Annotated in this window: 1 pseudogene; it reads left to right on the top strand. The window is 61.3% G+C overall.

Annotation, left to right across the window (positions count from 1 at the left end):
- Nucleotides 1-531: 531 nt before the first annotated feature.
- Nucleotides 532-923, top strand: a pseudogene (locus AB0K15_RS48055) (putative T7SS-secreted protein).
- Nucleotides 924-1010: the final 87 nt, after the last annotated feature.

Genomic DNA, 1010 nt, shown 5'->3' with positions numbered 1-1010 from the left:
CACAACTCATCCGGCACCAGCCGCCGAGACAGATCATCCACAACCCAAGATCATCCACCAAGACCAGCCACACCCCTACTGAGACACGCTCTTAGGATCGACTCGATTGTCCCGGAAGTCGCTTATACCGGATGGACGAAGAGTGACGCCGGAGACAAGAAGGTTCGCAAGGAACTGCGATCTGCCCTGAAGAACTTCGGACTCCCGGTGACAGGTGAGTTGTTCGACAAGACGTATGAGTACCTGCGGGAGAACTACTAACGGGCGTATCGACCCTTGCCGCCGGGCCGCAGGCCGGCAACCGTACGGACTGATCAAGGACAAAGCGGCCGCACGAGCAGTCGGGCCCACGAAACGATGCCGTTCTCGTCGACCGGGGCCCAATCACCAGAAGAACGGAGCCACCAAGTCGTCATCGAGCCACGGGGGTAGTGACCTGGCATTGTGAGCGGGCCCAGGTCGCGGTGTCGCGGTTCCGAGTGATTGTCACACCCGTATTGATCCCGATGTAGCTGCAGCGCTGCAGGCGTCATGAGGTGTGCGAGGTATCGGGGAGCCGACTGGAGTTCGACCATTCGAGGTCTTGCCTCGGCGCCCTACGGGCGCTGCCAGGCCGCTGACGGACTCAAGGCGATCGACACTGGAGCTTGGGAAGGTCCAGCCGCTACCGCGTTCCACGACAAGTTCAGTTACGAACCCAACAAGTGGTTCGACGCCTCCGATGCTTGCGTCGGGGCGGGTCGTTGCTGACCGACTACGCGCAGACGCTCCGCTGGGCCCAAGCACAAGCTGGTGAAGCCATCGCTCAGTGGAACAAGGCGCAAGCAGCCACTCAGCAAGGAAAAGCACAGCACGCTGCCGCTTCAGCCGAAGCTCAGGCGAACAACCAGCCGCTGCCGTCGTTCAACGATCCAGTGACGTGACCCCGTTGGCTTGGTCCAGGGTGAGTGTGAGTCTTGCGGCCCACGTTGTGGGCGGGAAGGCTCGAACCGATGAGCACCAGGAAACGA

Source organism: Amycolatopsis sp. NPDC049253 (assembly GCF_040678995.1).
GTDB lineage: Bacteria > Actinomycetota > Actinomycetes > Mycobacteriales > Pseudonocardiaceae > Amycolatopsis.
Note: the sequence above shows the minus strand (reverse complement) of the source record. Positions and strands in the feature narration are given on the sequence as shown.